Origin of the sequence: Ancylobacter sp. (assembly GCF_965229075.1) — a bacterium.
Taxonomy (GTDB): Bacteria; Pseudomonadota; Alphaproteobacteria; order Rhizobiales; family Xanthobacteraceae; genus Ancylobacter.
Genome location: NZ_CBDDIO010000001.1, coordinates 1 through 22,662, shown reverse-complemented (window position 1 = coordinate 22,662; position 22,662 = coordinate 1). Strand labels below are relative to the sequence as shown.

Annotated in this window: 21 protein-coding genes, 1 tRNA gene and 1 riboswitch; of the genes, 10 read left to right on the top strand and 12 right to left on the bottom strand. The window is 68.6% G+C overall.

The window, feature by feature from the left end:
* The first annotated feature begins 298 nt into the window (after positions 1–298).
* Both ACO07Z_RS00110 and ACO07Z_RS00105 read left to right on the top strand, forming a co-directional pair.
* The gene (locus ACO07Z_RS00110; RefSeq protein ID WP_421696822.1) at positions 299–1,225 is read left to right on the top strand and encodes a sulfite exporter TauE/SafE family protein; all 927 of its coding nucleotides are present in this window, start codon (positions 299–301) and stop codon (positions 1,223–1,225) included.
* Positions 1,222–1,989, top strand: coding sequence for a TIGR02186 family protein (locus tag ACO07Z_RS00105; protein WP_421696821.1), 768 nt, complete (start codon positions 1,222–1,224; stop codon positions 1,987–1,989). The genes ACO07Z_RS00110 and ACO07Z_RS00105 overlap by 4 nt, the downstream gene beginning before the upstream one ends.
* Before the next feature lie 3 nt (positions 1,990–1,992).
* Here ACO07Z_RS00105 and ACO07Z_RS00100 read toward each other — a convergent pair whose 3' ends face one another.
* Both ACO07Z_RS00100 and ACO07Z_RS00095 read right to left on the bottom strand, forming a co-directional pair.
* A complete protein-coding gene (locus ACO07Z_RS00100) occupies positions 1,993–3,414 on the bottom strand; it encodes an AtzE family amidohydrolase (RefSeq protein WP_421696820.1) in 1,422 nt (473 codons plus the stop codon).
* Positions 3,411–3,614 carry a DUF4089 domain-containing protein gene (locus ACO07Z_RS00095; protein ID WP_421696819.1) on the bottom strand — a complete coding sequence of 68 codons (204 nt, stop codon included), beginning with the start codon at positions 3,612–3,614 and terminating at the stop codon, positions 3,411–3,413. The genes ACO07Z_RS00100 and ACO07Z_RS00095 overlap by 4 nt, the downstream gene beginning before the upstream one ends.
* 176 nt (positions 3,615–3,790) lie before the next feature.
* Here ACO07Z_RS00095 and ACO07Z_RS00090 point away from each other — a divergent pair.
* Positions 3,791–3,867 (top strand) — tRNA-His (locus tag ACO07Z_RS00090).
* Positions 3,868–3,994: 127 nt separating this feature from the next.
* Positions 3,995–4,360: an A1S_2505 family phage non-structural protein gene (locus ACO07Z_RS00085; protein WP_244377946.1), complete on the top strand. Its 366-nt coding sequence runs from the start codon at positions 3,995–3,997 to the stop codon at positions 4,358–4,360.
* A 25-nt stretch (positions 4,361–4,385) separates the two neighbouring features.
* On the opposite strand, the gene ACO07Z_RS00080 is transcribed toward ACO07Z_RS00085, so the two are convergent.
* The 3 genes from ACO07Z_RS00080 to ACO07Z_RS00070 all read right to left on the bottom strand — a co-directional run bounded on the left by ACO07Z_RS00080 (position 4,386) and on the right by ACO07Z_RS00070 (position 6,772).
* On the bottom strand, positions 4,386–4,589 hold the full coding sequence (locus tag ACO07Z_RS00080; protein ID WP_244377948.1) for a hypothetical protein: 204 nt from the start codon (positions 4,587–4,589) through the stop codon (positions 4,386–4,388).
* Between the two features lie 76 nt (positions 4,590–4,665).
* Entirely contained in the window at positions 4,666–5,766 is a 1,101-nt protein-coding gene (locus ACO07Z_RS00075) for a choloylglycine hydrolase family protein (protein WP_421696818.1), read from the bottom strand.
* 160 nt (positions 5,767–5,926) lie between these two features.
* Complete coding sequence (locus ACO07Z_RS00070; RefSeq protein WP_421696817.1) at positions 5,927–6,772, bottom strand: universal stress protein; 846 nt, start codon at positions 6,770–6,772, stop codon at positions 5,927–5,929.
* Positions 6,773–6,952: 180 nt separating this feature from the next.
* Here ACO07Z_RS00070 and ACO07Z_RS00065 point away from each other — a divergent pair, with 180 nt between their 5' ends.
* Positions 6,953–7,717, top strand: a complete 765-nt coding sequence (locus tag ACO07Z_RS00065) for an ABC transporter permease (RefSeq protein ID WP_421696816.1) — start codon at positions 6,953–6,955, stop codon at positions 7,715–7,717.
* 26 nt (positions 7,718–7,743) lie between these two features.
* Here ACO07Z_RS00065 and ACO07Z_RS00060 read toward each other — a convergent pair whose 3' ends face one another.
* On the bottom strand, positions 7,744–8,514 hold the full coding sequence (locus ACO07Z_RS00060) for a siderophore-interacting protein (protein ID WP_421696815.1): 771 nt from the start codon (positions 8,512–8,514) through the stop codon (positions 7,744–7,746).
* A 281-nt stretch (positions 8,515–8,795) separates the two neighbouring features.
* Here ACO07Z_RS00060 and ACO07Z_RS00055 point away from each other — a divergent pair, with 281 nt between their 5' ends.
* From ACO07Z_RS00055 to clcA, 3 genes are all read left to right on the top strand, one after another.
* Complete coding sequence (locus ACO07Z_RS00055) at positions 8,796–9,983, top strand: winged helix-turn-helix domain-containing protein (RefSeq protein WP_421696814.1); 1,188 nt, start codon at positions 8,796–8,798, stop codon at positions 9,981–9,983.
* 347 nt (positions 9,984–10,330) lie between these two features.
* A riboswitch (TPP riboswitch) is annotated at positions 10,331–10,427 on the top strand.
* Between the two features lie 88 nt (positions 10,428–10,515).
* Positions 10,516–11,466 (top strand): ABC transporter substrate-binding protein, encoded by a 951-nt coding sequence (locus ACO07Z_RS00050; protein WP_421696813.1) that lies wholly within the window; start codon positions 10,516–10,518, stop codon positions 11,464–11,466.
* 121 nt (positions 11,467–11,587) lie between these two features.
* Positions 11,588–12,889: a H(+)/Cl(-) exchange transporter ClcA gene (gene clcA, locus ACO07Z_RS00045; protein WP_421696812.1), complete on the top strand. Its 1,302-nt coding sequence runs from the start codon at positions 11,588–11,590 to the stop codon at positions 12,887–12,889.
* Positions 12,890–12,893: 4 nt separating this feature from the next.
* On the opposite strand, the gene ACO07Z_RS00040 is transcribed toward clcA, so the two are convergent.
* The 4 genes from ACO07Z_RS00040 to phnC form a co-directional block, all read right to left on the bottom strand.
* Positions 12,894–14,648 (bottom strand): ABC transporter ATP-binding protein/permease, encoded by a 1,755-nt coding sequence (locus ACO07Z_RS00040; RefSeq protein ID WP_421696811.1) that lies wholly within the window; start codon positions 14,646–14,648, stop codon positions 12,894–12,896.
* A gap of 310 nt (positions 14,649–14,958) precedes the next feature.
* Entirely contained in the window at positions 14,959–15,783 is an 825-nt protein-coding gene (phnE, locus tag ACO07Z_RS00035) for a phosphonate ABC transporter, permease protein PhnE (protein ID WP_421696810.1), read from the bottom strand.
* A gap of 167 nt (positions 15,784–15,950) precedes the next feature.
* Positions 15,951–16,955 carry a phosphonate ABC transporter substrate-binding protein gene (gene phnD, locus ACO07Z_RS00030; protein ID WP_421696809.1) on the bottom strand — a complete coding sequence of 335 codons (1,005 nt, stop codon included), beginning with the start codon at positions 16,953–16,955 and terminating at the stop codon, positions 15,951–15,953.
* A 14-nt stretch (positions 16,956–16,969) separates the two neighbouring features.
* A complete protein-coding gene (gene phnC / locus ACO07Z_RS00025) occupies positions 16,970–17,812 on the bottom strand; it encodes a phosphonate ABC transporter ATP-binding protein (RefSeq protein ID WP_421696808.1) in 843 nt (280 codons plus the stop codon).
* 194 nt (positions 17,813–18,006) lie between these two features.
* Here phnC and ACO07Z_RS00020 point away from each other — a divergent pair, with 194 nt between their 5' ends.
* Together ACO07Z_RS00020 and ACO07Z_RS00015 are read left to right on the top strand one after the other, a co-directional pair.
* Positions 18,007–19,425: a DUF1254 domain-containing protein gene (locus tag ACO07Z_RS00020; RefSeq protein ID WP_421696807.1), complete on the top strand. Its 1,419-nt coding sequence runs from the start codon at positions 18,007–18,009 to the stop codon at positions 19,423–19,425.
* A gap of 101 nt (positions 19,426–19,526) precedes the next feature.
* Positions 19,527–19,988, top strand: coding sequence for a hypothetical protein (locus ACO07Z_RS00015; protein WP_421696806.1), 462 nt, complete (start codon positions 19,527–19,529; stop codon positions 19,986–19,988).
* Positions 19,989–20,011: 23 nt separating this feature from the next.
* Here the strand turns inward: ACO07Z_RS00015 and ACO07Z_RS00010 are convergent, their stop codons facing one another.
* Positions 20,012–21,043, bottom strand: a complete 1,032-nt coding sequence (locus ACO07Z_RS00010) for a hypothetical protein (protein ID WP_421696805.1) — start codon at positions 21,041–21,043, stop codon at positions 20,012–20,014.
* Positions 21,044–21,052: 9 nt separating this feature from the next.
* A partial coding sequence (locus tag ACO07Z_RS00005; RefSeq protein ID WP_421696804.1) for an electron transfer flavoprotein-ubiquinone oxidoreductase occupies positions 21,053–22,662 on the bottom strand: 1,610 nt, incomplete at its 5' end.

Here is a 22,662-nt window from a genome sequence, read left to right as displayed (position 1 = left end):
GTCCGTTGCGACGGCACGCTAGCACGACCTCCCTGAACGTTAAGTCAGCAATACTGGCTCATCTCCCGCGAAATGACCTTCGCGGCCAAAATTTTTTACCAAGAAGACGAGATCAACAGCCCGCTACTACAGTCTCGCCAGGCAGATATGAAGCATTATCGCACATAATGTATTACAGAACCGCCCCGCGCACGCCATGGCCACCGCCGGTTCGCACCGGCGTTAAACCCTTGCCGGCCGAATCCTGCTATGGGCTGTGCATGGGTGTCGTGCGCCCCCGACGCTGCCGGATCTGCCCGTGACCATCTATCTGCCGATAGCGGAACTGCCGGTGAACATCTTCACGCTGCTGGCGCTGGGGATCGCGGTCGGCTTCATCTCCGGCATGTTCGGCGTCGGCGGTGGCTTCCTGATGACGCCGCTGCTCATCTTCCTCGGCGTGCCGCCGGCGGTGGCGGTGGCGAGCGTGTCCACCCACATGGCCGCCTCGTCCTTTTCCGGCACCCTCACCTATTTGCGACGGGGGCTGGTGGATGTCCGCCTGGGGCTTGTGCTCCTGGCCGGCGGCCTCACCGGCACGCTGGCCGGCGTCGTCAGCTTCATGCTGCTGCGACGGCTCGGCCAGCTCGATCTCGTCATCGCCGTCACCTATATCGTCCTGCTCGGCACCATCGGCTCGCTCATGGTGGCGGAAAGCCTGCGGGCACTGCTGCGCGAATGGCGGGGCGAGAAGGCGCAGGTGAAGCGGCCGGGAGCGCATCCCTGGTTTCTGCGCATGCCGTTCAAGGTGCGCTTCCGCCAGTCGCGCATCTATGTCTCGGTCATTCCCGTGGTGACGATCGGCTTCGCCATCGGCTTTCTCGGCGCGCTGATGGGCATTGGCGGCGGCTTCCTGCTGGTGCCGGCGCTGATTTATCTGCTGCGCGTGCCGACGCTCACCTCCATCGCCACCGCGCTGATGCTGACGCTGGTGACGATGACCGCCGCCATCCTCATGCACGCCGTGCTCAACCAGACGGTCGATGCGGTGCTGGGGCTGGTGCTGATGGTCGGCGGCACCATCGGCGCGCAGTTCGGTGCCCGTGCCGGGCAGGCGATGCGGGCGGAAAAGCTGCGCCTGCTGCTCGGCCTATTGGTGCTCGCCGTCGGCCTGCGCGTGGCGGTGGACCAGATCGTCACCCCGGCAGACCTCTACGCCGTCTCCATCAATGAGGCGGCGCGATGAGGGGGATGGCCGCATCGCTTCTCGCCCTGCTCCTGCTCGTCGCCGGCACGCCGGCGCGGGCGGATCTGGTGCTGTCGCTGTCGAAAGCCCGCGTCACCATCACCTCGAACTTCACCGGCGACACGCTGGTGCTGTTCGGCGTCATAGATCCCGGCGCTGTGCCGCCGTCCGCTTCGCCGGATGTCGTCGTCACCGTGCGCGGACCGAGCGAGAGCTTCACCACCTGGCGCAAGGAGCGCCGCTTCGGCCTGTGGGTGAATGTGGACGGCCGCAGCTTCCTCGCCGCCCCCTCCTATCTCGCCGTGCTCGCCAGCCGACCCCCGGCGGACATGGCCGATGCGGAGACGCTGCGCTGGGAACAGGCGGGGCTGGACAATAACCGGCTGCTGCAGCGCATCGGCTCGGACTATGCCGATGTGGTGCCGCAGGACCCGTTCCGGCAGGCCTTTCTGCGGGTCAAGCAGGCGCAGGGCCTGTATTTCGAGCGCCCGGCCGGGGTGGAGTTCATCGCCCCGAACGTGTTCCGCGCCACCATCCCCATTCCCGGCACCGCGCCCATCGGCACCTATGAAGTCGTGGTGAAGACCTTCAGCGGCGGCGCCCTGGTCGGCCGGGGAACGCTGCCGCTGGAAGTGGCGAAGGTCGATTTCGAGCAGACGGTCGCCACGACGGCGCAGGATCATCCCTGGCTCTACGGCCTCGCCACCGCGCTGATGGCGCTCACCGTCGGCTTCATCGCCAATATAGCCTTCCGCCGGGATTGAGCCTCACAGCACCGGCTCGGGGGCGAGGGCGACGCCCGCCCGCTCCAGCACCCGCGCCGCCTGCAGCGCCTTGTCCTCCCGCCACGGGGCGGCGATGAGCTGCACCCCGATCGGCAGCGGGTCGTCGGTCGGGATCGGCGCGGCGGCCACCGGCAGGCCGATGAAGGAGATGGGCTGGGTGTAGATGCCGATATTCGGCCGCACCAGCATTTCCCGCCCGTCGAGCACGAAGGTCGTCTGCCCCCCGCGCGGCGCCGGCACCGGGGTCGAGGGCGCGATCAGCACGTCGCAATCGGCGAACAGTTCCAGCGCCCGGTCGCGGAACCAGCGGCGGAAGATTTGCGCCCGGGCGATCCACATCGCCGGCAGCACCGCCCCGGCCAGCAGGCGCTCGCGCACCGCCGGGTCGAAATCGTCGGGCCGCGCGCGCAGCCGCCCCTCATGCAGCGCCGCCCCTTCCGCCATGGAGATGAGATAGGCCGCCGCCCGCGCCCGCTCCACCTCCGGCAGTTCCACCGTTCGCGTCGCGCCCAGCGCCTTCGCCGCGCGCGCCACCGCCGTATAGGCCTGGGGCGTGCCCTGCCGGGCGAACCAGCCGCCGAGCACCGCGACCTTGAGATCGCCGGGCGAATCGAGGGTGGCGAGCGTCGGCGTGACGGGCGCGTCGGCCAGTGCCGGATCGTCGGCATCCGGACCCTGCAGCGCGTCATAGGTGGCGGCGAGGTCGCCGACATGGCGGGCGAAGGGGCCGAGATGGTCGAGGCTGGCGACAAAGGGAAAGCTGCGCGCCCGCGACAGCCGCCCATAGGTCGGCTTCAGCCCGAAAATGCCGCAGAAGGAGGACGGCACGCGGATCGAGCCGTTGGTGTCGGAGCCGAGCGCCAGCGGCACCAGCTTGCCGCCCACCGCGGAACCCGAGCCGCCGGAGGAGCCGCCGGACATATGCGCGGGGTCGTGCGGATTGGCCGAACGCCCGTCATGCCGGTTCTCGCCGGTGAAGTCATAGGCATATTCGCCCATGTTGAGCCCGCCGAGGCACACCGCCCCGGCGGCGTTCATCCGCTCCACCAGCGTCGCGTCGCGCGCGGCGGGCGGGCGGTCACGGTTGATCTTCGCCCCCGCCCGCGTCGGCAGGCCCTTGAGATCGAACAGGTTCTTCGCCGCGAACGGCACGCCGGCGAGCGGGCCGAGCGCCTGCCCGGCGGCACGGGCGGCATCGAGCGCGTCAGCCTCCGCCAGCGCGCGCTCGGGCGTGACATCGGTGAAGGCGTTCAGCACGGGGTCGACCGCGTCGATTCGCGCCAGCGCCGCTTGCGTGACGGCGCGGGCGCTCACCCGCCCCTCGCGCACGGCGGCGGCGAGGTCGGTGGCGGGTCCGGCGAGAAGCGTCGCGGCGGCGGCATCAGGGGACACAGGCGCGCTCATGGCCGGTACACCGGCGCGGGCTCTGCCTCATCAGGCAGGGCGAACGCCATCACCAGCGCCGCCATCGCCGTGGCGGTTTCCAGATGCATCAGCACGCGCGGCCGCAATTCCGGCTCCAGCGGCAGGCGCGCCACGGCGAGCCCCGCATCGAGCAGCGCCCCGCAGGGTGTCCCGCCCTCACCGTCCGCCTCTGTCCGCATCGCTGCCTCCATGCTGTTTTCTGCCGCCGATGATACAGGAAGCGTGCCATGCGAGGGCCGTGCGTGCGTCTCTCGGAAGGGCGGTGCAAAAAGGTTGTCCACCTCCTTTGCGGAAGCGTGCGCGGCGGCCTTGCAAAGCGCCGGCCACCAAAGTAGGTTCCGCGCCGTTCTGGCACGCAGCTGTAGCTCAGTTGGTTAGAGCGCCGGTCTGTGGAACCGGAGGTCGGTGGTTCGAGCCCACCCAGCTGTACCAGAATCGTCCTTGCCCCCGTCATTTTCGTCGCTTATCGCCGGTGCCTGGCGCGCCGGGCGGCCGTCGTGGTTCACGACGCTTCGCTGGCCTGCGCCGGGCGGCAGCGGCATAGGCAAGGAATGGCGGCATGGAGCGCAACCCGATCTTCGTCTTCGGCTCGAATCTCGCCGGCATCCATGCGGGCGGGGCGGCGCGCTGGGCGCATGACAACCGGGGCGCGGAATGGGGCGTCGGCTTCGGCCTCACCGGCACCGCCTTCGCCATTCCCACCAAGGATTGGGACATCGAGACGCTGCCGCTGGCCGACATCCAGAAATATGTCCGCCGCTTCCTGAAATTCGCCGCCGCGCGGCCGGATCTCAGCTTCCAGCTCACGCCGATCGGCTGCGGCCATGCCGGCTACACCCCGGCCGACATCGCGCCGATGTTTGCGCAGGCGTCCGAAAACGTGCTGCTGCCGGACGAGTTCAAGGCCGCGCTCGGGCGCAGCTGAACGGCGCGCGCCGCCCATCGGCGGCTCAGCGCGTGTCGCAGATATAGAGCGACATGTCCGCCCCGGCCGCCCGCAATTCCAGCCACACATCCGGCCGCACCCGCACCCGCCCGCCCCTTTTGCGGGCATAAGCGAGGGCGAACGCCTCGGCGGCACGCACCCGCTCGGCGGTCAGCGGCTGGGGCGACGGAATTGGGCGCGACGGCGTGGGCGGCGGCATGGAGAGCATCGGCGCGGTCTCCTCACGGGGGGACAAGCGCCATGCAAGCCGCCGGCCAGCCGGACGGGGGCCGACCGGCAAGGTCTCAGGGCGCCAGAACCTCGGCGCCGGCGCTGGCCTTGGGATAGGGCAGCTCGGTCACCAGCCGCGCCGCCGGCGTGGTCTGCGCGAACAGCGGCGCGAGGTCGATGCTGAGATAGTTCAGCCGGTTGGCGTAGTCGGCGATCATCAGCCGGTTATGGGTCAGGTCCTTCACCACCACCCACTGGGTGTAATCGGAGACCGTCGACCCGTCCGGCAGCCGGGACTGCGCGATGCCGAGCGGGATATCGACATTGTTGAGAATATGGGCGACCGCCTGCGCCGCCTCGCCGGCGTCCTGCGGCGGCACCACGCCGTGGCGCAGCAGAGCGGCGCGGACAAAGCGCGAGGGCGGGGTGTAGTCGCCGGGAAGCCCGATCAGCCCGCCGCCCTGGCCGATTTCGGTCACGTTGACGTTGCCGATCATCCGGCTCGGCACGCCGACTGTGCTGAGGTTCAGATAGTTGCGGACATTGGTCAGGTGCCAGTCATAGGTCGGCGCATTGGTCAGCACATGCGCGACATTGTCGTGGATGCGGACCTCGCCGCCGACATATTCCACCACCATGCCCGCGCCGCTGCGGTCGACAAAGACGAAATGGATGGTCGGCGGCGTCGGGCCGCTCGGCAGCGTGTCATCCGCCCACACCTTCATCGCCGGCAGCGCCGCGCGCAGTTCGGCGACAGTGGCGAAGCTGCCCAGCGCCCAGGAGCCGAAGGTCAGCACGGTCTGGTACTGCGTGTCTTCCTTCGTCACCGTCTGGTACTGGGTGAAGCCCGGCAGGAAATTGCCGCTCATCGACAGGCCTTCCGAGTTCTGCCCGTCGAGCAGCGCCCCGCCGGGGATGATGCCGGCATTCACCCCCACCACCGCATATTTCGTCGCCACCTTGTGCGCGGGCAGGCCAAGGGCGGCGGGGGCGACCAGCGTCAGTTCGGTGCCCTTGGGCTGGCTCACCAGCTGCCACTTCATGTCGAACGCCCATTCCATGGTGCGCCCGGCAATGACGGTGCCGTCCTTGGCGACGATGTCGACCGCCGTGCAGGCGAGAGACAGGTTGACGGTGGCGAGCAGCGCCAGCGTGGTCGCGAGCAGCCTTTTCATGGTGTTTCCTCCGGGCTCCGTGTCGTCGGCCCATGGCGGACAGGTAACCTCATCCGGCAGGCCTGTCCGTTCACATGTTGAAGTCGGCATGCGGACGGCCCTGAAGCGAAAAGCCCGGCGCGGACGCCGGGCCTTGATGTCGCGGGGGTGCCGGCCAGCCTCAATGGGCGAGGAACAGCGGCACCGTCATCCGTTCCAGCATGTCGCGGGTGACGCCGCCGAGCACGAATTCGCGCAGCCGCGAATGGCCGTAGCCACCCATCACCACGATGTCGATGTCGCGCGCCGCCACTTCCTTGAGCAGCACGTCGGCGATGCTCTCATCCCCGCTCGGCACCAGCGTGCGCAGTTCCACCGTCTTCTCGTGCCGCGCGAGATGGCGGGCGAGGTCGGCGCCCGGCAGGTCGACGCCCTTCTTGCGCAGCGGCTTGCCGGTATCGACCACCACCGCCTCGACCAGATGGGCATGGCCGAGCAGCGCCCGCGCTTCCGCCACGGCGCGCGCCGAGGTGCGGCTGCCATCCCAGGCGACCATGATGCGCTTGGCCGAGAACGGCTTCTGCTGCTTGCGCGGCACCACCAGCACCGGCCGGCCGGAATCGAACAGCACCGCCTCGGTGACCACGTCTTCCGGGCCGAGCTTGTCCGGGTCGGCCTGGTTGACGATGGTGAGGTCATAGAGGCGCGCCATCACGCCGATCTGCTCGGCCGCGCCGCCGGGCGTGCCATCGACCAGCCGGACCTCGCCGGTAAGGCCGAGCGAGCGCGCCGCCTCGCCGAAGCGCTCGACGGAGGTGCGGGCGAGGCGCTGGGCTTCCGCGCGCTGCGCTTCGATGAAATCGGTGGAGAAGGCTTCCGTATAGACCGGCGGCACGTCGATCTCGTAGCTCACGGCCACGCCCGTCAGATGGGCATCGAGCGCGGCGGCGGCAGACACCGCATAATCGCCGGCGACATCTTCCCCAACGTCGGCCACCCGCAGGCTGACGAGAATATCCTTGATCATCTGCTTTCCTCCACGCATCCGGTGATGACTTTTTTGCCTTCAAAGAAGTGACGTCGCATTGACGGCCGTCAAGTCTTTCCGCGCCGGCCGGCGCTGCTTGCGCTCTCCCCGCGAGCGCAAACGTCGCGCATTTGGCCGGCGGCGGCTATAAGGGCTGCAACGAATGCAGGAATGTGCCTCATGGCCGCCATCGGGCGCGCGCTCGCCGTCACTCTCGTTCTGCTGGGCCTGTGGGAAGGCGCGGTGCGTCTTCTCGCCGTGCCCGCCTATATCCTGCCCGGCCCGCTTCGCATCGGCATGACAGCGTGGGACAATGCCGGCATCCTCGCCCATAATGCCGGCATCACGCTGGGCGAGATGCTGCTCGGCCTCGCCTGCGGCTCGCTGCTCGGCATCGCCTGCGCGCTCGCCATGGCGGCCTCGCCGCTCGCCCGCCGCGCCATGCGCCCGGTTCTGCTGGTGGCGCAGGCGCTGCCGGTCTTCGCCATCGCCCCGCTGCTGGTCATCTGGTTCGGCTTCGGCCTCGCCTCCAAGATCGTGATGGCGAGCCTCATCATCTTCTTCCCCGTCGCCTCGGCCTTTCACGACGGGCTGGCCCGCACTGAAGCCGGGCTGGTCGATCTCGCCCGGCTGAACGGCGCCGGCATCCTGAAGACGCTGCGCTTCATCCGCATTCCCGCCGCCCTGCCGGCGCTGGCCTCCGGGCTGAAGGTCGCCACCGCCGTCGCCCCCATCGGCGCGGTGGTAGGCGAATGGGTCGGCGCCTCGGCCGGGCTCGGCTATCTCATGATCTATTCCAATGCCCGCATGCAGACCGACATGGTGTTCGCCGCGCTCGCCGTGCTGCTCGCCATGGCGCTGATCCTGTTCACGCTGGTGGATCGCGGGCTCACGCGGCTGCTGCCCTGGGCGCCGGAGACCACCGGCGCGAACGCGCCCGCCTGAGCGGGCGCCTCCCCCCATCTTCGGCGTCACCCCATCTTCTCATGCGCGTCGGCCTGGCCCAGCACCCAGTAGCCGGCGGCCTTGATCCAGCCGATCGGCACGCCGCGCCGCTCGGTCAGATAGGCCCGCACTGCCCGCGCCACGGCCGCCTCGGCCGCGAGCCAGACATAGGTGGCCGGCGCCAGTTCCATCGTCTCAAGTGCGGCGATGAACGGTGCGGCCTCGCTCAGCGCGGTGGCCGGGCGGTGAATCCAGCGCGCATCGAGCGTCGCCGCCGTGGCGAAACGCTGCTCCTCCGCGGCGCCCGTCACCGCGACAACGCTGGTGAGGCGCACGCCTGCGGCCGCCTCCTCGATGCGCCGGCCAATCGCCGGCAGCGCCGTCTCATCGCCGATCAGCAGCCAGCGCGCCACCGCGGCGTCCTCGACCACGGCGGAGCCGCGCGGGCCGAGCACGTCGAGCCGGTCGCCCGGCCGCGCATGCAGCGCCCAGAGCGTGGCCGGCCCGGCCTCGTGCAGCGCGAAGTCGAGGGTGAGTTCGCGCCGCGCCGCATCGAAGCGCCGGGGCGTGTAGTCGCGCCGCTCCTCGGTCCCGTCCGGGCGGGTGATGGCGAGTTTCACATGGTCGTCAGGCGCGGCGCTGACGAAATCGGCGAGATCGTCGCCGCCGAGCACGAGGCGCAGCATGGAAGGCGTGACCCGTTCCGTGGAGAGCACGGTGAGGCGGCGCCGCTTCGGCTCGAAGCGCAGGCGGTTCAGCGTGGGGGCGGCGGGGAAAACAGGGTTGGCAACGTTCATCTCAGGTCCTCTCCGGCCATGGCCGCACCGGCAGGACAAAGCCGCGCCGATCACGCCCCGAAGGCCGTTCGATCATGCGCGTTGAGTGACGTTAACGCTTACGTGCACGCGCGCGGTTCACCGGGGATGCCGTCGGCACTCCCGGCCTGCACCGCGCTCCGCGTGCAGTTGGCGGCCATTTTAGTTTGCGCCGCCGCCTCCCGCAACGGCCGCCGGCTCACGAGCGCGCGCGTTTCGTACTCCATCTGTTCCCGTCGCCCGCCGCGTCCTAAGATCGGGGCATGACGATTCGCCTCTCCAATAGCGATGCCCGCCGCGTCTTCCTCGCCACCCAGGGCCTCAGCCGCCCGCGCGGGGCGCTGAGCAAGGCCGGGCTGCTGGAACTGATAGAAGCCATCGGCTTCGTGCAGGTGGACAGCATCGCCACGGTGGAGCGGGCGCACCATCACATTCTGTTCGCCCGCAACCCGAGCTACAGGCGCGAGCATCTCACGGCGCTGCTGGAGAAGGACCACGCGCTGTTCGAGCACTGGACGCATGACGCGGCCATCATCCCCAGCACCTTCTTCCCCTATTGGAAGCACCGCTTCGCCCGCGCGAAAGCGACGCTCGCCGAACGCTGGCGCTCATGGCATGAGAACGGCTTCGAGACCTATGTCGACCATGTGCTGGAACGGGTGCGCCGGGAAGGGCCGCTGATGGCGCGGCACTTCGAGGCCGAGAAGCGCCCGCCCGGCGGCTGGTGGAACTGGCACCCGGAGAAGACCGCGCTGGAATATCACTGGCGCACCGGCGCGCTGGCCATTGCCGGGCGCGAGGGCTTCCAGAAGGTCTATGACCTCACCGAGCGGGTCATCCCCGCCCGGCACCGCGACGCCGAGGTCGATGAGGCCGCCTTCATCGACTGGGCCTGCGCGTCGGCACTGGAGCGGCTGGGCTTTGCCACCCATGGCGAGATCGCCGCCTTCTGGGACCTCGTCACGCCGGCCGAGGCGAAAGCCTGGGTGGAGACGAACCGCGACCGGCTGGAGCCGGTGCTGATCGAGGGGGTGGACGGCAAGCCCCGCGCGTCGCACGCCTTCGCCGGCAGCGCTGCCCTGTTCGCGTCGCTGCCCGCCCCGCTGGCGCGGCTGAGGGTGCTGAGCCCGTTCGACCCGCTGCTGCGCGACCGCGCCCGGGCGGAACGGCTGTTCGGCTTCTCCTACCGCATCGAGGTGTTCGTACCGGCGGAAAAGCGCGTCTATGGCTATTACGTCTTCCCGATCCTTGAGGGCGACCGGATGGTCGGGCGCCTCGACATGAAGGCGGACCGCAAGGCCGGCACGCTCGATGTGCGCCGGCTGTGGCTGGAGCCGGGCGTGCGCGCCACCAAGGGGCGGCTCGACGCGCTCGACACTGAGCTCACCCGCCACGCCCGCTTCGCCGGGGTGGAACGCATCGTCTATGCCGAGGGCTGGCGGGGGGAGTGAGGCGCCCTCCTCTTTCCCGGGCTCAATCAAGCGCTCCGTCATCCTGAGGTGCGAGCGCAGCGAGCCTCGAAGGATGGTTCTTTAATCACTCACGCAGTGGGCATCATTCGAGGCCCGGCCTGCGGCCGGGCACCTCAGGATGACGCTGACCGACCGCAAGAGCTTTCTCGTCGCCGCCCCGGCCGCTGGGTGCCCACCCCACTCTTCCTCATCCCCGGGCTTGACCCGGGGACCCAGACTTTTCATCGCGCCCCCGTCACTGGGTACCGGGTCAAGCCCGGGCATGAGGGAGCGGTGATGTCGCCCCCCATTTGCCCCTGCCCGGCCGTTCTGCTAGCCTTCCCGCGTCCGAGGGGTGTCCCGCCGGCCGAAAGGCCAAGGGGCTGAGATGGCAGCCGCCAGACCCTTTGAACCTGATCCGGGTCATGCCGGCGAAGGGACGGAGCGACGGCGGGGCCCTCACGCGGTGCGTGACTCCCGCGCCGGATTTCCCCCGAAAGCTCGCGCCGGGTCTCCAACTGGGAGGAGATCCATGTTCAAGAACCTCGCCGCCCGCACCGGCGGCCTCATTCTCGCTCTGTCGCTCTCGCTGGCCCCGGCCGCGGCGGCGGACAAGCTCACCGTGCTGCTCGACTGGTATGTGAACCCCGACCACGCGCCGCTGATCATCGCGCAGGAAAAGGGGCTGTTCAAAGCCCATGATCTCGATGTCGAGCTGGTCGCCCCGGCCGATCCCGCCGCCCCGCCGCGCCTCGTCGCCGCCGGCCAGGCGGATGTCGCGGTGAGCTACCAGCCGAGCCTCTATCTGCAGGTGAAGGAAGGCCTGCCTCTGGTGCGCTTCGGCACGCTCATCTCCACCCCCCTCACCGCGCTGGTGGCGCTCAAGGACGGCCCGGTGAAGTCGCTCGCCGATCTCAAGGGCAAGACGGTCGGCTATTCCGTCGCCGGGCTGGAAGACGCGCTGCTCGGCACCATGCTGGCGAGCGCCGGGCTGAAGCCCACCGACGTAACCATGATCAACGTCAATTTCGCCCTCTCCCCCGCTCTGGTCGCCGGCAAGGTCGATGCGGTGATCGGCGCCTATCGCAATTTCGAACTCACCCAGATCCGGCTGGAAGGCAAGGAGGGCGTCGCCTTCTTCCCCGAGGAGCATGGCGTGCCGGTGTTCGACGAGCTGATCTACGTCACCCACAAGGACAAGATCGCCGATCCGCGGCTCAAGCGTTTCCTCGCGGCGGTGGAGGAGGCGACGATCTACATCCTCAACCACCCCGAGGAGGCCTGGGGCGTGTTCGTCAAGGCCAATCCGAAGCTCGACGACGAGCTGAACCGCACCGCCTGGACCGACACGCTGCGCCGCTTCGCCCATGCCCCGGCGGCCCGGGATGAGGGCCGCTATGTCCGCTTCGGCGAATTCATGAAGAGCCACGGGCTGATCGACACGGTCGAGCCGGCCAGCGTCTACACGCCCGCTTTGCCCTGAGGCGGAGGCGTCACACCGTCATGGCCGGGCGCGGCCCGGTCATGACGGCCGCATCATGCCTTCCGATCCCCGCCCGGCGATGCTAACCGATGCGGGGGCCGTTGGGACGCGGAAGGGCAGCATGGGCAATCTGGCGTATCACCTCGTGGCGATCGGCGTGGGCGCCGTCGTCGGCGTTCTCGGCTCGGCCTTTCATGTCGGCGTCGAAAAACTCACCGCCGCCTGGCCGGCCTATCTCGACACCGGGCTGGGGCTGGACGGCTTCCCGCTCTACGCCGCCGCCGCGCTGGTCGCCGCCGCCATGACGCTAGTCTCGCTCTGGCTGGTGCGCCGCTTCGCGCCGGAAGCCAGCGGCTCCGGCGTGCCGGAGATCGAGGGGGCGATGGAAGGGCTGCGCGAGGTGCGCTGGCATCGCGTGCTGCCGGTGAAGTTCGTCGCCGGCCTGCTCTCGCTCTCCTCCGGCATGGTGCTGGGGCGCGAGGGGCCGACCATCCATATCGGCGCCTCGGTCGCCAAGGCGGCCTCCGATTTGATGAAATGGTCGGGCGAGGACATGCGCGCCCTGCTCGCCGCCGGTGGCGCGGCCGGCCTTGCCGCCGCCTTCAATGCCCCGCTCGCCGCGGTGCTGTTCGTCATCGAGGAAACGCGGCGGCAGTTCCCCTATTCCTCGCGCTCCTATATCGCGGTGGTGTTGGCCTCCATCGCCAGCGCCATCGTCACCGAATATCTCACCGGCAGCCGGCCCTATATGCTGCTGGAAGCCGCCACCATTCCTTACGTCTGGCTACCGGCCTTCGTCGTGCTGGGGGTGATCCTCGGCGGCGCCGGCTTCGTGTTCAACCGCACGCTGGTCTGGTCGCTCGACCATGTGCGCCGGCTCGGCCAGCGCAGCTCGTTCTACATCTTCCCGAGCTTTGTCGGCCTCACCGTCGGCGTGCTGATGTTCGTGCGGCCGGAGGCGACGCAGGGCGGCGAATTGCTGGCGGTGCAGCTGACCCGCGAGAACCTGCCGCTGGCCATGCTGGTGTTCGTGGTGCTGCTGCGCTTCGTCATGACCATGGCGAGCTATTCCACCGGCGTCGCCGGCGGCATCTTCGCGCCGATCCTCGCTTTGGCGACCACGATCGGCCTGTGCTACGGCACCACGCTGGACCTGTTCTTCACCCTGCCGGACCTCGCGCACACCACCTTCGCCATCGCCGCCATGGGCGGGCTGTTCGCCGCCACCATCGGCGCGCCACTGGTCGGCATGGTGCTGGTGCTGGAACTCACCAGCGCCTATGCGGTGCTGGTGCCGGTCATGATCACTGCCATCTTCGCCCATATGGTGTTTCTGGCGCTGGGCGGGCGGCCGATCTACGAGATCCTGCTGGAGCGCACCCTCGCCATCGAGGCGGAGGCCCGCGCCGCCGCCTCGCGCTGAACGCTCACGCCGCCGCCGGCGCCGGTGCTGGCGGCAGATCGACGAGCCGCGCCGGCCCCTCGCCCTCGCGGGTCAGCACCAGCTGGCGCTCATGCTGCTCAATCAGCGTCGAACGGTGGCCGATGGAGAGCAGCGCGGTGTCGGGCAGCCGGGCGCGCAGCAGGCGGTAGAGCGCCGCCTCGCTCGCCTCGTCGAGCGCCGAGGTCGCCTCGTCCAGCAGCAGCACGTCGGGTGCCACCAGCAGCGCGCGCGCCACGGCGAGCCGCTGCTGCTCGCCGCCGGAGAGGATGGAGGCCCACGGCCCGCTCTCGTCCAGCCGCGCCGCGAGTGCCGGCAGGCCGACTGCTTCCAGCGCCTCGCGCAGGCGCTCGTCGTCATAGTTCTCCAGCGGGTCGGGATAGGCGAGCGCGCCGCGCAGCGTGCCGAAGGGGAGATAGGGCCGCTGCGGCAGAGTCAGCACCCGCGCGCCGGGCGCTATCCCCACCTCGCCGTGGCCGTACGGCCAGATGCCGGCGATGGCGCGCAGGAGCGAGCTCTTGCCGCTGCCCGAGGGGCCGGTGAGCAGCACCCGCTCGCCGCGCGCCAGATCCAGTGCCGCCACCTCGACAAGCGCGCGCCCGTCCGGCAGCCGCACCTCCATGGCCTGCGCCGACAGCGGCGCCGGGCCATGCGCCGGCACGCGGCGGAAATCGCTGCGCAACGCCTCGGCCTGCGTCTCCTGCACCGAGCGCTCGAAACCGACCAGACGGTCAACCACCGACTTCCACTGAGCCAGGTCCGTATAGGCGTTGATGAAGAAGGAGAACGAGCCCTGCACCTGGCCGAAGGCCGAGGAGGTCTGCATCAACTGGCCGAGCTGGATCGCGCCGGTGAAATAGGCGGGCGCGACCACCACGAAGGGGAACACGGTCGAGAGCTGGCCATAGCCCGAGGTGAACCAGGTCAGCCGCTTCTGCGCGATCATGATGCCCCAGTAATTGTGCACGACATCGCCAAAGCGCGAGAGCAGGCGGGTGCGCTCCACCGGGCCGCCCTGCATCAGCGCGATCTGCTCGCCATTCTCGCGCACCCGCACCAGATCGACGCGGTAATTCGCCCCGAAGCGCTGCTGGTCGTAGTTCAGCTTGATCAGCACCCGCCCGATAAGATGGGCGAGATAGGTGCCGAGCGCCGCATAGGCGAAGGCGGCCCAGACGAGATAGCCGGGGATGTCCCAGTCGGCGCCGAACAGGTTGAAGCTGAAATCGCCCGACAGCCCCCACAGGATCACCGCGAAGGAGGCGAGCGTCATCACCGCGTTGAGCAGGCCGAGAAAAAGTCCGAGGGTCTGATTGACATAGGAGCTGATGTCTTCGGCGATACGCTGGTCGGGGTTGTCGGCCTCGTCGCCCTTCAGCCGCATGCGGTAATGGGTCTCGTCCGCCAGCCAGGCGGTGAGGTATTTCTCCGTCATCCAGGTGCGCCAGCGTATCTGCAGCCACTGGCGCAGATAGACCTGATACACCGCCACCGCGATGGCCACCGCGGCATACATGGCAAAGATCCAGAGCTGGTGGACGAAGGCGGGGTAGTTCTTTTCCTGGATCGCGTTGTAGAAAACCGCGTTCCACTCGTTGAGCAGCACGATCACATAGACCCAGCCGACCTCCAGCGCGATGATCGCCGCCAGCAGGGCGCCGCCGCGCCAGCGATCCTCGCCGCGGAAATAGGGGATGGAGAGCCGCCAGACATCGGCGAGCAGGGAACGAAGGGCGTGCAAGGGGGCTACTCCGGGCAGAGGTCGCGATCCGCTCATCTACGCCGGGCGAAGCTGGCGGGACCGTGTCCGCCACATTACCGATTGGAGAGCTTGCACACCATGCCGGGCTACCGCCGCCCCTAGAGCACGCGCCGATCAGCTTGCATCGCAAGCTGATCGGATAACGCGTTCTCTATCGTGGAGTTAGAGGGCGATTTACCGAGCAGATTGATTCAATCTGATCGGATCGCACTCTAGCGTGCGAAACGGCAAAAGCGCGGACGCCGGGCGCCCGCGCTTCGGATGGGTCCCAGTGCCCGAAGGCGCGGGGTCAGATGAACTTCTTGCGGATGCGCTGGCTCACCATGTCGAGCACCGTCACCGTGATGATGACGATGATCAGGATCGCCGAGGCCTGCGAATAGAGGAAGCCGCGCATGGTCTCGTTGAAGGTCATGCCGATGCCGCCGCCGCCGACGATGCCGAGGACGGTGGCGGAGCGGACATTGGATTCGAAGCGGTACAGCGCATAGGAAATCCACAGCGGCAGCACCTGCGGCAGCACGCCATAGATGATCTCCTGCAACCAGGTGCCGCCGGTGCCGCGAATGCCCTCCACCGGCGCGGGGTCGATGGCCTCCACCGCCTCGGAGAACAGCTTGGCGACGACGCCGGTGGTGTGGATGAACAGCGCCAGCACACCGGCGAAGGGGCCGAGGCCGACGGCGGCGATGAAGATCAGCGCGAAGACGAGTTCGTTGATGGCGCGGCAGGCGTCCATCAGCCGGCGGATGACGAAGGCCAGCCAGTGCGGGGCGACATTCTCGGCCGAGAGGATGCCGAGCGGAATGCCGGCGATGACGGCGAGCAGCGTGCCCCAGATCGCGATCGCCAGCGTTTCCAGCATGGCGTTGGCATAGACATCCCAGTCGGTGAAATCGGGGCGCAGGAAGTCGGCACCGAGCGTCGCCATGTTGCCGGCGTCGCGGACGAGCTGCGCCGGGTTCATCTCCGCCTCGTACCAGGCGGCGACCAGCACCACGATGGTGAGCGCCCCGACCGCGAGACGGAACAGGCGTGTGCCGAGCGGGGTCACCGGCGGGGCGGGCATGGTGCGCGTGGCGGTGCGGTGGGCGGCGTCGGCGGCGGCAAACATGTGGAGTTCCCCGGGTGAAAATCCCCGGCCTTATGCCGGGGATAAGACGTTTCATGACCCGTCCCTCCTCATGCCCGGGCTCGACCCGGGCACCCAGGAACCGAGGGGTTCAGCCCCGGCATCTGGATGGCCGGGTCAAGCCCGGCCATGAGGGATACGGGCCACACTCACATGGCGGGGAACTTCTTCTGCTCTTCCACCAGCGCGGCGAGCTTGGCGTCGATCTCGCTGATCTTCTTCGCCTTCTCGTCGGCCGAGAGCTTGTCGTCGTTCTGCAGCTTCACCTTGGCCTTGAACAGCTCAAGCTGGCGGATCGGCAGCAGCTGGGCGTCGGAGGACGCGAGGAACGGGCCCCAGCCGTCGGAGGTCTTGGCGAGCACTTCGCGGGCGTGGGCAACTTCCTCGTCGGTGCCGAGGCGGCCATAGCTCATGAAGAAGTAGTAGATCTTCGCCTTGAGATCGTTCGGCAGGTCCTTGCGCCACACGATCGGGTCACCGGCGATCAGCGGCGAGCGCCAGATTTCCTTGACCTTGGCGGCTTCTTCCGGGCGGGTCATCTGCAGGCGGGTGATGTTTTCGGTGTTGTTGGTGGCGAAGTCGACCTGCTTGTTGGCGACCGAGAGCAGGTTGGCTTCATGGTTGCCGGCCACGACGCGCTTGTAGCACTTGTTCGGGTCGACATTGTTGAGCGCGAAGACGTAGTAGCTGGGGACGAGGAAGCCCGAGGTGGAGTTCGGGTCGCCATTGCCGAAGTTGAAGCCCTTGGAGCAGTCGAGCACGTCCTTGAGCTCGTTCAGGTCCTTGCGGTCGGCATTGGTGACGATGAGAGCGTAGTAGCCCGAGGAACCGTCCGGCTTGGCGGTCTTCACGAACACTTCGCCATTGGCGCGGTCCACCGCTTCCATCGCCGACTTGTTGCCGAACCAGCCGATATCGACCTTCTTGAAGCGCATGCCTTCGATCACGCCGGCATAGTCGCCGACGAAGAACGGCTTCACCGGAATGCCGATGGCCTTTTCCATGTCCTTGAGCAGAGGCTCGAAGCTCTTGGCGAGGTTGGCCGAGGACTCGGTGGAGATGAAGCCGAAATTCAGCTCCTTGATCTCTTCGGCGCGAACCGGGGTGCTCGCGAGAGCGGCCAGCGCGAGGCCGGCGGCGATGAGACGCTTCATGGGGGTTGCTCCTGTCAGGAAACGGTCTGGGTGGAGGGGGCGGCATCGGCGGGCGCCGGCACCACGAATTGGCTGGGCAGGATCAGCTCCTCGGCGCTGGCGCCGTAGAGTTCGGTCAAAAAGGCCGCGTTGATCTGCGAGGCGGGCCCATCGAACACGACCTTGCCGGCGTTCATCGCCACGACGCGGTCGAAATAGGCGGTGGCGTAATCCACCTGATGCAGCGAGACGACCAGCGCGATGCCGTGGTCGCGGCTCATCGTCACCAGCGTGTCCATCACCCGCTTGGCGCTCTTGGGGTCGAGCGAGGCGATGGGCTCGTCGGCGAGCACCAGCTTGGCGCCCTGCACCAGCGCGCGGGCAATCGCGACGCGCTGCTGCTGGCCACCGGACAGCTCGCGGGCACGCTTGGCGGCGTGCTGGGCGATGCCGACCTCGGCGAGCGCGGCATAGGCGGTGCGGCGCTCATCGGCATTGAACAGGCCGAGCGTGCCGCGCAGCGCGTTCATCCGCCCCAGCGCGCCGACCAGAACATTGGTCAGCACGGAAAGCCGGCCGGACAGCGCGAATTGCTGGAAGACGAGGCCGATATGGCGGCGGGCGCTGCGCACCTCGCCGCTCAGCTTGCCGCCTTCCTGCACCTTGACGCCGAAGGAATGCACGGCCCCGGAACCGGCGCCGTTGCGGTCGGCCAAGATGAGGCCGGACGCGAGCCGGATCAGCGTCGACTTGCCGGAGCCCGAGGCGCCGATGAGGGCGACTCGCTCGCCGGGCTGAATGGTGAGCGAGACATTCTCCACCGCACGCATCTGCCCGTAGGTCTTGCTCACTCGGTCGAGTTGAAGGGCTGCCGCCATCGGAGCTCCGCCGGCCTGTTGAAGACCGGCTTGGGGTAGTCGTCCCCGGTGACGGGTGGATGAAACCGGGGTTACAGTTTCATGACAGCCCCCATCCCCTTGCGGCAGGGCCTTGCGCCGCCTCAAAACGATGGGCAGCCTCTGCGGTACAATGAAGCCGCCAAGCGCCGTGAAGGCGCTGCGAGGAGGAAGGCATGAAGACGATTGGAAGGCTCGCCGCCGCCCTGACGGCGGTGGCTCTGGCGGCCGTCGGCTCCGCGCGCGCCAGCGAGGGCCCGGATGAAGCGACGATTGCGCGCGACGCCTATATCTATCTCTACCCGCTCGTCACCATGGAGGTGACGCGCCAGCAGCTCATCAACCTGCCGCCATCCTCCGGTCTCGGCGGGCCGATGAACGTGTTCGTCAACGTGCCGGGCTTTCCCACCGCCGAGATGAAGACGGTGGTGCGGCCCAATTTCGACACGCTCTATTCCTCCGCCTGGCTCGACCTCTCCGCCGGGCCGCTGGTGGTCTCCGCCCCCGACACGCAGGGCCGCTACTACCTGCTGCCGATGCTGGACATGTGGACCGACGTGTTCGCCTCGCCGGGTTGGCGCACCACCGGCACGGCGGCGGCGGATTATCTCGTCACCCCGCCCGGCTGGACCGGCGACGTGCCCGCCGGCCTCACCCGCATCGCCGCGCCGACGCCCATTGTCTGGATCATCGGCCGCACCAAGACCGACGGGCCGGCCGACTACGCCGCCGTGCACAAGGTGCAGGCGGGCTTCCGCGTCACCCCGCTCGCCGCCTGGGGCCGGGCGCCGGAGCCGCCGCCGGTGCAGAAGATCGACCCCGCCATCGATGTGAAGACCCCGCCCAAGCTGCAGGTGGACGGCATGAGCGGCCCCGCCTTCTTCGCCAAGGCGGCCGAGTTGCTGAAGCTGCACCCGCCGCACCTCACCGACGAGCCCATCCTCGCCCAGATGAAGCGCCTCGGCCTCGTGCCCGGCGCCTCCTTCGACGCGAGCGCGCAGTCGCCTGCGGTGAAGGCCGCCATCGACGCCGCCCCCGCCCGCGCGCAGGAACTGATGGCGTGGAAAGTGCCGAAGCTCGCCGCCGTGGTCGACGGCTGGAGCATGAATGTCGACACGATGGGCGTGTATGGCAATTACTACCTCAAGCGCGCCATCGTCGCGCAGCAGGGCCTCGGCGCCAACCTGCCGGAAGACGCCATCTACCCGCTCAACTTCGTCGATGCCGGCGGGCACCCGCTCGACGGGACGCACCGCTACACGCTGCGCTTCCCGCCCGGCCAACAGCCGCCGGCGGACGCGTTCTGGTCGGTCACGCTCTATGACGCGGCCGGCTACCAGGTGGCGAACCCGCTCGACCGTTTCGCCCTGTCGAGCTGGATGCCACTGAAGACCGAGCCGGATGGCACGCTGGTGCTCTACATCCAGCCGGACAGCCCGGGCGCGGACCGCGAATCGAATTGGCTGCCGGCACCGAAAGGCCCGTTCAACCTCACCATGCGCCTCTACGCCCCGCGCACCGACGCGCTGACCGGGCGCTGGAATCCGCCCGCGGTCACGCGCGCCGGCGCGGTGCTGCCGCTCGGCACGCCGTGAACGCCGCCCGCGATTGACAGCGCCCCGTTCCCCGGCTCCAACTGCCGCCGGGGAACGGGGATGCGGGAGAAGGCTCTTCCGCCATATGGGGGAATGGGCGCATGTATTACGTGTTGGTCGCGGTGACGATGGTCGTGGCGCCGCTGATGAGCATCGCGGCGGAATACCCCAACATCACCGGGCTCGGCGCCTTCATCGTCATCGCCACCAAATGGTTCGCCTTCTGGGCGGTGGGCGTGCGGCTGCTGCTGGCGGGCCTGTCGCAGATCCTCAAGCCCGGATTCACCCTCAAGGGCATTCTCGGCGTCGACGCGCCGGGCGCGCATGTGGTGGTGCAGGAACTCGGCTTCGCCAATGTCTCCCTCGGCCTCGCCGGTCTGCTGTCGATCCTGTTCTCGATCTGGGCGCTGCCGGTGGCCTTCATTGGCGGGCTGTTCCTCGGCCTCGCCGGCATCAATCACCTGATGCGCCCGCACCGCACCATGCACGAGAACGTCGCCATGGTGACCGACCTCTGGGCCGCCGCCATCCTGCTCGCCGTGTTCCTGTTCAGCCTGTTCTGATGGTGCAGTGACCGGGCCGCGCCTCAGCGCGGCCGGAACCCGACATAACCGCCCTCGCCGTCGAACAGCACGTCGAAGCCGTTCAGGAGGTGGTAGCTGGTGTTGACGAAGGTGCGGTCCGCCGCCACCCGCAGATGGATGGCGCTCGGCGTCACCGGCCCGCCATCGCCGGCGCTGAAGCTGTAGAGCGGGAACGCGCTCTCTTCCGTGCCGATGCTGATGGCGACCTGCGTGCCCGGGGGCAGCGTGCCTTGCGCGCCCTGCGCCTGCGCTTCCGGCACCGTCATGTACATCACCGAGACGCCGGTATCGACCAACACCGTGCCGCAGGCCGGCGGCGTGGTGCCGTTCAGCAAAATGCAGGCGGGCAGTGGCGCCCAGTCCGTGCCGTCGGGCCGGCGGGCGAGCTTCACATAGCGGAAGGCGCCGCGCGTATTGGCGGCGGTGAGCCCGACATGCACCCCCTCGGGCGAGAGAATATAGCCCTGCCGCCGGTCGCCGCCGGTCACGTGCAGCAGCGGGTTCTTGTCCGGCGTGCTCTGGCTCTGGCTGTCGCCCTCGCGGGCGAAGCCGACGCCGACCATGGCGATGTTGCGCGGCGAGGTGGTGGGCTGGCAGACACGGGCATAATCGAGGCACTGCACCTCGGTGACCACAAGCACCGGCAGCGGATCGGTGGTGACGCTCGCGCCCTCGCGGCCGGAAAGCGTGACCGGCATCACCACCCATTGGCCCAGCATCACCCGGCCGGAGCTGGAATAGGTCAGCTTGGCCGGCCCCAGCGAGGGCATGGTCTCGAAGCCCGGCACGAAGGAGGACGCCACCACGATGCCGGTGGAGCCGGAATCGATCACCGCCCGCAGCGGCCGGCCGCCGAAGGAGAGGCCGATGCGCGGCACGCCGTCGATCTCGCCCGGCTCGGCATTGAGGTAGCGCAGGAACAGCCCTTCCCGGTACGGGGCGTAATCGGGCCGCTCCTGCGCCCGCGCCGGCAGGCCGGCCCCCATCAACAGGCTGGCCCCGATCGCCAGGGCGGCGAGAACACGGCTCCGCATGGTCGTTCCTCACATATTGGGATAGTTCGGCCCACCGCCGCCTTCCGGCGCCACCCAGGTGATGTTGCGGTTCGGGTCCTTGATATCGCACGTCTTGCAGTGGACGCAGTTCTGCGCGTTGATCACGTAGCGCGGCCCGGCGCCCTCCTCCACCCATTCATAGACGCCCGCCGGGCAGTAGCGCGCCGAAGGCCCGGCATAGACATCGTGCTCGGAGGCTTTCTGCACCGCCATGTCGGCGACTTTGAGGTGGATCGGCTGGTCCTCCTCATGATTGGTGTTGGACAGGAACACCGAGGACAGCCGGTCGAAGGAGAGGACGCCGTCCGGCTTGGGGTAGTCGATCCGCTTCGCCTTTGCGGCCGGCACCAGCGTCGCCGAATCCGGCTTGCCATGCCCCAGCGTGCCGAAGGGCGAGACACCGAGCAGCGTGTTCAGCCACATATCGACCCCGCCCAGCGCGATACCGATGGCGGTGCCGAGCTTCGACCACAGCGGCTTGGCGTTGCGCACCTTCCACAGATCGCGCCCGATGGCGGACTGGCGCCAGCCGGCCTCATAGCCCGCGAGTTCGTCATGCTGGCGCCCCTCGCCAAGCGCCTTCACCACCTCGTCGGCGGCGAGCATGCCGGAATGCACGGCGTTGTGGCTGCCCTTGATGCGCGGCACATTGACGAAGCCGGCGGCGCAGCCGATCAGCGCCCCGCCGGGGAACACCAGCTTCGGCACCGACTGGTAGCCGCCCTCGGTGATGGCGCGGGCGCCATAGGAAATCCGCTTGCCGCCCTCCAGCGTCTCGCGCACCAGCGGATGCGTCTTGAAGCGCTGGAACTCCTCGAAGGGCGAGAGATAAGGATTGGCGTAGTTGAGGTGGACGACGAAGCCCACCATCACCTGCCGGTCCTCCATATGGTAGAGGAAGGAGCCGCCCCCGGTGGCGTTGTCGAGCGGCCAGCCGAAGGAATGCTGCACCAGCCCCGGCCGGTGCTTGTCCGCCGGCACGGTCCACAATTCCTTGAGGCCGATGCCGTATTTCTGCGGCTCGCGCCCGGCGTCGAGCCCGTAATGGGCGATCAGCTGCTTGGAGAGCTGGCCGCGCGCGCCTTCCGCGAACAGCGTGTACTTCGCCCGAAGCTCCATGCCGCGGGTGAAGCGGTCGGTGATCGCGCCGTCGCGGCCGATCCCCATGTCGCCGGTGGCGATGCCGACGACCGCGCCGTCTTCATAAAGCACCTCGGCGGCGGCGAAGCCGGGATAGATCTCGACGCCCAGCCCCTCCGCCTTGGCCGCCAGCCAGCGGCACACCGTGCCGAGCGAGCCGATATAGGCGCCGTGATTGTTCATCAGCGGCGGCATCAGCGCATTGGGCAGGCGCAGCGAGCCGGCGGGGCCGAGGAAATAGAATCGGTCATCCGTCACCCGGGTCTTCAGCGGCGCGTCGGCCTCCGTGCGCCAGTCCGGGAACAGCACGTCGAGCCCGGAAGGGTCCACCACCGCGCCGGAGAGGATGTGCGCGCCGACCTCCGAACCCTTTTCGACCACCACGACCGAGAGGTTCTCGTCCAGCTGCTTGAGCCGGATCGCCGCCGCGAGCCCCGCCGGTCCCGCGCCGACGACCA